At 44.2% G+C, this 8,237-nt stretch carries 7 protein-coding genes; 3 read left to right on the top strand and 4 right to left on the bottom strand.

Annotation, left to right across the window (positions count from 1 at the left end; all coding sequences use genetic code 11):
* Positions 1–269: 269 nt before the first annotated feature.
* Positions 270–1,139 (bottom strand): DUF3025 domain-containing protein, encoded by an 870-nt coding sequence (locus QVA83_RS06525; protein WP_061485169.1) that lies wholly within the window; start codon positions 1,137–1,139, stop codon positions 270–272.
* 70 nt (positions 1,140–1,209) lie between these two features.
* Between QVA83_RS06525 and QVA83_RS06520 the strand changes: the two genes are divergently transcribed.
* Positions 1,210–2,877, top strand: coding sequence for a M28 family metallopeptidase (locus QVA83_RS06520; RefSeq protein ID WP_069943950.1), 1,668 nt, complete (start codon positions 1,210–1,212; stop codon positions 2,875–2,877).
* A gap of 391 nt (positions 2,878–3,268) precedes the next feature.
* Positions 3,269–4,939 carry an asparagine synthase B gene (gene asnB / locus QVA83_RS06515; RefSeq protein ID WP_014948790.1) on the top strand — a complete coding sequence of 557 codons (1,671 nt, stop codon included), beginning with the start codon at positions 3,269–3,271 and terminating at the stop codon, positions 4,937–4,939.
* Between the two features lie 68 nt (positions 4,940–5,007).
* Here asnB and QVA83_RS06510 read toward each other — a convergent pair whose 3' ends face one another.
* Both QVA83_RS06510 and queE read right to left on the bottom strand, forming a co-directional pair.
* Entirely contained in the window at positions 5,008–5,904 is an 897-nt protein-coding gene (locus QVA83_RS06510) for a type 2 periplasmic-binding domain-containing protein (RefSeq protein WP_014975996.1), read from the bottom strand.
* Between the two features lie 76 nt (positions 5,905–5,980).
* Positions 5,981–6,655, bottom strand: a complete 675-nt coding sequence (queE, locus tag QVA83_RS06505) for a 7-carboxy-7-deazaguanine synthase QueE (protein WP_156079106.1) — start codon at positions 6,653–6,655, stop codon at positions 5,981–5,983.
* Positions 6,656–6,750: 95 nt separating this feature from the next.
* Here queE and queC point away from each other — a divergent pair, with 95 nt between their 5' ends.
* A complete protein-coding gene (gene queC, locus QVA83_RS06500) occupies positions 6,751–7,407 on the top strand; it encodes a 7-cyano-7-deazaguanine synthase QueC (RefSeq protein WP_014975995.1) in 657 nt (218 codons plus the stop codon).
* A gap of 96 nt (positions 7,408–7,503) precedes the next feature.
* Here queC and QVA83_RS06495 read toward each other — a convergent pair.
* On the bottom strand, positions 7,504–8,237 hold a 734-nt coding region (locus QVA83_RS06495), incomplete at its 5' end, for a LysR substrate-binding domain-containing protein (RefSeq protein ID WP_287498264.1).

Raw genomic sequence — 8,237 nt, 5'->3', positions numbered from 1 at the left:
TCATTATACCAATACGCATAGATCATTACCCACTCAGCAAGAGTTAAAATGTTCGTAATCGCGGCGTGCTACCGCAGGTATAGTGGTTCTACATCAAGGTGACACAACAAAGACTACGGACATTTTAAACTCGCCCTTCGGGAAGGTCTGGCAAGCTTCCTAGCTTCGTTCTGGGAATTTGAAAGGGAACAGCCATTCCTGCATTCCCACGCTTTGCTAGGAAAATTGCCAGCGCCTTCTGAGTGGGTAATGATCTATGCGGATTGGTATTACACCCACAGCGGCAGCTGTTTCGTTGGCTTAGACCCTTGTCGTAACGGCCTGAAATAATCTTTATTTTGATAAAACTTCGCATCCTGCGGTGAATGCCATAAAGGCACGCCTAACAAAGGAAGGGGCTTTAAGAGCGGTGTGACCTGAAAAGCATCGAGTGCTGAAATTCGGGCTGACATTGCATCGTCGAGTACGGCGCGTTGTTGCCATTTATCGAGCTCACTAAATCCTTGAGGCACTGAAACCGCGAGCCACTTTCCAGTAAGCCCAATAAACGGGTTCAGCATCATTTCTAAATTCGCATGCCCAAATACATAGGGCGTTACTTCAGCATGCCAACGCCCTCGATTTGCTAGAAATACCTGTTCCCATTCATGGGTGGCCAGTTGCTGTAGGAAAACTTCTAGCGATTCAACGCCACTTGGTCTGGGCTCTTCTATCGCCAGCACCACGCCACACTCATCAAAGTGGGTAATCCGATTGCGACGTGCGGTGCGAGGGTTTACGCCGTACGCCTCGATATCGCTTATATGCAGTTCATTTAATAAGGATTTTGTTTTGGGAAACTGCAGCCAGATTAGTGCATTAAACAAATCGTGCCAGCTTTGCTCTCTGGTAGGGACAACCCCATCTTCACTAATAATCGTTTCATAGTAACGCTGTTCATCTTCTGAAAACTGACTCTGTCCTTTAAATACAGGCCCCGTCCATTGCTTGTGATATCTAGATGTAAGTTCATTAAGCACATCAGGAGATGGAAACTTACTATGACTCGTTAAACCGAGTTCATCTAAAAGAATGGTTACAGGATAACTTGCGTGTTTTTTTAAGTAGTCTTTACAGAAAGGGATTGAGTCTGATTGCATATCAACTATTGGTTCGCTCTGGGGTTTTCTCTATACTGAGCAAGTATTGTAGAGCAAACAGAGACTAACAATGAAAAAAATGTTTTTGCCATTGCTTGTACCTACCCTTCTGGGCGTAAGTGCTTGCACACCTAACAACGACAGCGCGTCACAAAATCAGTCTGCGAAAAAAGAGATGCCTGTGGCGTCTAACTTTGACAGTGTTTACAACAATATTTCAGACGCCGATATTCGCGAGCCATTAAAGGTACTGTCTTCAGATGAGTTTGAGGGCCGTTTACCGACGACTGAAGGCGAAAAGAAAACCATTGAATACTTGGTTAGTGAATTTACCAAAGCGGGACTTAAACCGGGTAACGGGGATAGCTTTTTACAAAAAGTAGCCCTTATGGAAATTACTGCTGACCCAGATATGACCATGACTATTGGCGACAATAACTTCGCGTATAAAGAGCAAATGGTTGCCTCTTCTAAGCGAGAACAGAGCTCAGTTTCCCTTGAAGATTCAGAATTAGTCTTCGTTGGCTATGGTGTGAATGCACCAGAGTACGACTGGAACGACTACGAAGGGTTAGATGTTGAAGGCAAAACCGTCGTCATGCTAATTAATGACCCGGGATTTGAAAATCCAGAAAGTGGTAAGTTTCAAGGCACAACGATGACCTACTACGGTCGTTGGAGCTACAAATATGAAGAAGCGAGCCGTCAGGGCGCCGCTGGCGCCATTATTGTTCACGAAACAGCCCCTGCCTCTTACGGCTGGTCAGTTGTTGCTAACAGCTGGAGCGGTCCGCAGTACGGCCTAGTAAGTGCCGACAAAGGAGCAAGTCGTGTGGCTGTTGAAGGTTGGTTAACGTTAGATGCGGCGAAAAAAGTGTTTGCTGATGCAGGGCTCGACTTTGACCAAGAGAAAGCAAACGCCATGCAAGGTCCTTACAACAAAGCAATGGATATCAAAGCATCGGTTACGGTTAACAACACCTTCAAAAAGTCAGAGAGCAACAACGTAATCGCGACTCTGCCGGGCGCAGAGTTTCCTGATGAGCATATTATCTACACGGCACATTGGGATCATTTAGGTAAAGATGAGAGCAAAGAAGGCGACCAAATCTATAATGGCGCTCATGATAATGCCACGGGCACTGCGGCTATTCTAGCCATGGCCAAAGCATACTCAGAGTTGACGCCTGCACCAAAACGCTCGGTATCATTTTTAGTAGTAACTGCTGAAGAGCAAGGGCTGTTAGGCAGTAAATATTATGCAAGCAATCCTGTTATTCCGATTGAAAATACGGTTGCAAATATCAACATGGACGCAATGAACGTATTAGGTAAGACCAAAAACGTTGCCGTTGTAGGCATGGGTAAGTCAGAAATGGAAGACTATCTTGAAGCCGCTGCGGCTAAGCAAGGTCGTACACTGACTCAAGAAGACAGACCAGAAGCTGGGTACTACTACCGCTCAGATCACTTCAGCTTTGCCAAGCAAGGTGTTCCAGCACTGTACGCTGAAGGCGGAAATGAACCAGCAGATGAAGAGACAGCCAAATACAGAAAACGTATGAATGTCATTGTTACGGGCTGTTATCATCAAGTGTGCGATCAGTATCGTGACGATTGGGATTTAAGCGGTATCGTGCAAGACACACAAATGCTGTTTGATGTGGGTGTAGGTGTTGCAAATGCAGAGGCTTGGCCGAAGTGGAATGAAGCAAGCGAGTTCCAGCGCCAAAACTAAAACACTTTGACGTAAAAACGCAAAGAAGGGCGCGTCTTCTTTATCGTTAATAAAGGGTTTCTTCGTGAAACCCTTTTTTATTGACCCGCATTAATTTACTACCCTCTACATTTGAACTCACTTCCCTCTATATTAAGCACTGCTTACCGCATTCATAAGCTTACCTTTGCATGGAATTAGGATAAAAATGTTAATAAACGGCTATTTTGGGATAAATGGAATAAGAATTTCCATTTTCTCATCATAATGTACTTGCAATTTCCTGTCAGACTGGCACATTCAGGGGCACGCGAATAAGAATAACAACAAATCATCGCCCACTCGTACGCGAGTACCGACAGAAAAAACTTCTATTATTTTTTTCAACAAGTGAACAGAGAGAATCCGTTATATGTGTGGTATTTTCGGTATCCTTGATATCAAAACCGATGTGTCTGAACTCAGAACCCAAGCCCTCGATTTATCAAAACTTTTGCGCCACCGTGGCCCTGACTGGTCGGGTATCTGGAATAATGACAATACCATTCTTTGTCACGAAAGATTGGCGATTGTCGACGTTGATACAGGGGCGCAGCCTCTTATCAGCCAAAACGATAAACAAATTCTTGCCGTTAACGGCGAGATTTACAACCACAAGCAACTTGCTGCTAATCTAGATGAGCCGTACCCATTTAAAACCCGTTCTGATTGCGAAGTTATTCTTCCGCTTTTTCAGCAAAAAGGCATCGACTTTATCGATGAACTAGAGGGTATGTTTGCGTTCATTCTATACGATGAAGAACAAGACGCTTACCTTATTGCCCGCGACCATATTGGTATTATTCCGCTTTATACCGGTTACGATGAACACGGTAACTTCTATGTTTCATCTGAAATGAAAGCGTTAGCAGGCGTATGTAAGACAATCAGTGAGTTCCCTCCTGGCCACTACCTGTGGAGCAAAGAAGGTAAAATCACCAAGTACTACAAACGCGACTGGATGGAATACGACAACGTAAAAGACAACACCAGCAACCTAGAAGAGCTACGTGTAGCATTCGAGAAAGCTGTGAAGTCACACATGATGTCTGACGTTCCATACGCTGTACTTCTATCGGGCGGTTTGGACTCTTCATTGGTTTCAGCTGTCGCAGCGCAGTACGTTGCAAAGCGCGTTGAAGACGAAGACAAGACAGATGCATGGTGGCCTCGCCTGCACAGTTTTGCTGTAGGTCTTGAAGGAGCACCTGACCTTAAAGCAGCGAAGAAAGTGGCCGACATGATTGGCACCGTACACCATGAAATTCACTTTACCATTCAAGAAGGTTTAGATGCCATCCGTGATGTTATCTATCACTTGGAAACCTACGATACAACAACGATCCGCGCCGCTACTCCAATGTACTTAATGACACGCAAGATTAAAGCGATGGGCATTAAAATGGTGCTATCGGGTGAAGGTTCTGACGAAATTTTTGGTGGTTACCTGTATTTCCATAAAGCGCCAAACGCCAAAGAATTCCACGAAGAAACGGTACGTAAACTTGATCGTCTACATATGTTTGACTGTGCGCGTGCTAACAAAGCCACATCAGCATGGGGTGTAGAAGCTCGTGTACCATTCTTAGATAAGAACTTCATTGACGTAGCTATGCGTTTAAACCCACAAGACAAAATGTGTCTAGATGGAAAAATGGAGAAGTGGATCCTTCGTAAAGCGTTTGATAACGGAGAAACGCTTCCAGCAGAAGTACTGTGGCGTCAAAAAGAGCAGTTTGGTGATGGTGTAGGTTATTCGTGGATTGATTCAATTCGCGATTTCGTTGAAAACGAAGTGACTGATCAGCAACTTGCAACAGCGGAATTCCGCTTCCCAGTTAACACACCAGACACCAAAGAAGGCTACTACTACCGCACTATTTTCGAGAGCTACTTTCCTCAAGAAAGTGCGGCGCGCTGTGTGCCAGGCGGTAAATCTATTGCGTGTAGTACAGCAGAAGCACTTGAGTGGGATGAGAGCTTTAAAAACAATGCAGATCCTTCTGGCCGTTCGATGAAAGGCGTCCACGCTGGCGAGTCTTAATAGACAATCGTACAAGCTGAGCTAACATTTAAAAAAACGCGGCCTAAGCCGCGTTTTTTATTGTCTATTTATTCTTTTGAAGCTTCTGTTTTTGGTTTATACCATAAAGCAGAATTAGTAAGAGGGGTCTCAATGGGTAATAACGGATTTTCGAGAGTGAAAATTTTACGCTCATTAACCCCTAAAGACGCTAAGATTGGGGCGTACGTAGATTCAAATAACGCATCAAAAGAGCCATCTTCAATGGCTCTGTTAAGGCCTGTTTCAATGAGATTCGCTAACGTCTTGTTACTTGAACTTACAAAGTAATACATAGCGGTGGGGTAATACAGCGCCATTGAAGGCTCAAGGTAAAGGTTGTTACGACGACCTTCCACCTCCAGCTCTGCGTCCACTTCCATAACAGAACGAGGAAAAAAGTCCCCTTTACCTTGTTTAATCATGTCATACGCTTCGCGAAACTCAGGCACAGTAAACACGTTAAACCCGTTGGCTTGAAGAATTTTGGTGTCCGGCCATTCTTCACCCTGAATGGGTATAAGTTTACGCATATCGGTCAGCGATAATACATCGTCGAACTTCGTCTTTTTATTTTCGTTAATAACGAAAACACGAAGACCTATAAGCCCTTTTGCGATTGGAATACGAATCGGGGTCAGTTCCTTCTCGCGCTGGCTGTCCGTCATACTCCATACTACGTTAACTTCTCTGTTTTCACGCAGCTGACGCATCGCTTTGCCCGTCAGCAATATACGATCAGAAGGGCGTAGCTCATAATTTACGCCGGTTTTATCGAGCGCAAGTTTAAGCAGTGCTATCGGATATTGAGCACGGGCATCTGAGTCGTCAATCGGACGCGGATAAGTAATTGTCCAAGTAGCGGCCTCAACCATTGATGCAGCAGTAAAAGAACATAAAGCGACGGCCGCTATCACGGCTTTTTTTAGCAGATTAAAGCTATGCATCTTCTTTATGTCCTTTGTTAATTTGATTACTTAAGTGCAAGACGTGTTTGCCACAAAGGCGGCGCATTTCAAACACTTATTCAATACCAATGTATTTATGTGTTTGTAAAGATAGCCGCCAGTTACGTTCAATACAAGTACGCACTGCAAGTTCTGTGGCTCTCTTTTGCTGGCTAATTGGTTGTAAACAAACCTGTTTTCCGTCTAATGACGATACATTAGCAAGCAGCGCATCAAGCTCGTCAATATGCTTTTGCATTGCGATGGGGTGCTTGATTTCATTCGCTCTTTCAAGCGCACTTACTAAGACGTCATATCCGCCTTTCATGTTTATTTTAGGAGAAACCGTCACATACGTACGCGTGTCACAAAGTACTTCAAAAGTACCGCTGGTCTCTATTTGTGTTGTGTATCCGTTGTCGTGAAGTAGGCTCGTCAGAGGACGTAGGTCGTACATACATGGCTCACCGCCGGTAATAACCACATGCTTTGCCACATAGCCTTGTTTCCCAAACTCAGCCAGCAAAGCCTCCTCACTGGAGATGAAATAGGTTTCAGACTCTTCGCTTTTTGTGATCACAGCTTGTGGCGACACACTCAAGTCAGGCTTAATTTCCCACGTATGTTTTGTATCACACCATGGACAGCCCACAGGACAGCCTTGTAAACGAACAAAGATAGAGGGAATACCAGTGTGAGCACCTTCACCCTGGATAGTTTCAAACATCTCATTGATGTTTAATGTGGACATTACAGACAATTTGACACCCTTTAACGATTGTATGTTGGGATTTTACCAAGGATCACATAAAATTCGGGCATAATTTCTTAAATCTTCGAAAAACTATGTCAGAAAACGTTGTTGTTATCTATTCAGGAGGCATGGACTCCTTCACAGTGCTGCATAAGGCGCTAAAAGCAGGCAAAAAAGTTCATGCACTGAGCTTTAACTACGGACAACGCCACAAGAAAGAACTCGATTATGCTGCCAACGTGTGTAACTCGCTTAACGTTCCCCACAAAATTGTAGATATTAGCGCCATAAATACGCTCATAGGGGGTTCAGCGTTAACCTCAGATATCGAAGTTCCAGAAGGCCACTATGAAGAGCCAAGCATGAAACAAACCGTGGTGCCCAATCGCAACATGATTTTGTTATCGCTGGCCGTTGGCTACGCGGTCAGTTTAGACGCTAACGAAGTATACTATGGCGCTCACTCTGGCGATCATGCCATTTACCCAGACTGCCGCCCTGAGTTTGTTCATAAAATGAATGATGTGTGCGGCATTGCGAATTATACACCGGTTACGATTATGACGCCTTATATCGACGACAGCAAAACCGCTATCTTGACCGATGGTCTGTCAATGGGACTGGATTACGGCCAAACGTGGACCTGTTACAACGGCAGAGAAAAAGCATGCGGAAAATGCGGTGCGTGCGAAGAGCGCTTAGAGGCGTTCAAGGAAAATAACGCCGTCGATCCTCTAGAATACGAATAGCGTAATCTGAAATAAAAACACCTCTTATTGTTTATAAGCGCTTTATTCCAAGCGTTTATAAACAATAAGAGGTGTGATCGCAGGTGCTTGTTGCTACTACTTTTGACTCTCTGAAATGAAGTAGCTCAATTCTTTAATACAGTGACGTAATACAGGGTTTAATCGCGTATTTTTTCCATTCATCACAAACAGTTCGTGACTAAATTTAAATAAGCTCCCTTTTGCAATAGGTACAAGCCCAAGTGCGGCGCCCTGCTCTTTCGCCATATAGTCTGGCAGCAAACCAACATATTCGCCGGTCATAATCGCAGACATCGCAGCATCAAATGAGTCTGAAAAAGTTTGAATCGATAATCTGGTTTCATCTTCAATGTAGTTTGCCGACGACAATCCAGAAATACCAATGGCAGGATAATCACCAATTTTTACGCCTTCTGGTAAATCAGTATCGCGATACTTTGCCAGAGGATGTGTAGGCGCACAGTACAATCGCCCTTCAGTTTTAATGCCGACAGGATGAAAGGTTACTGATTCAGGTTTGACCATGTCATAGGTTGAAACAACGAGGTGGCACTCACCAGATAAAGCGACATGCTCAACTTCATTATATAAACGAGTTTGGATATTAACGTGAATATCGTCAAATTTCTTCATTGTACTTTTAACCGCTTTACTTACGGCTAAGTGCATAGAAAGTGGAAGGCCAGCCATTAAGACCAAAGTGATATGGCCTGAGTAGTCATCATGCAGCGATTTCAGATTGAAGACAAAATTGTCGAAGGCATTAAAGATGCGTTTGGTTTCTTGGAAAACCACCTCACCCTCTTTTG

The sequence above is a fragment of the Alteromonas sp. AO-Serp genome (assembly GCF_017849675.1).
Taxonomy (GTDB): domain Bacteria; phylum Pseudomonadota; class Gammaproteobacteria; order Enterobacterales; family Alteromonadaceae; genus Alteromonas; species Alteromonas macleodii.
The sequence above is the reverse complement of the archived record's forward strand: the minus strand, read 5'-3'. Positions and strand labels throughout refer to the sequence as shown.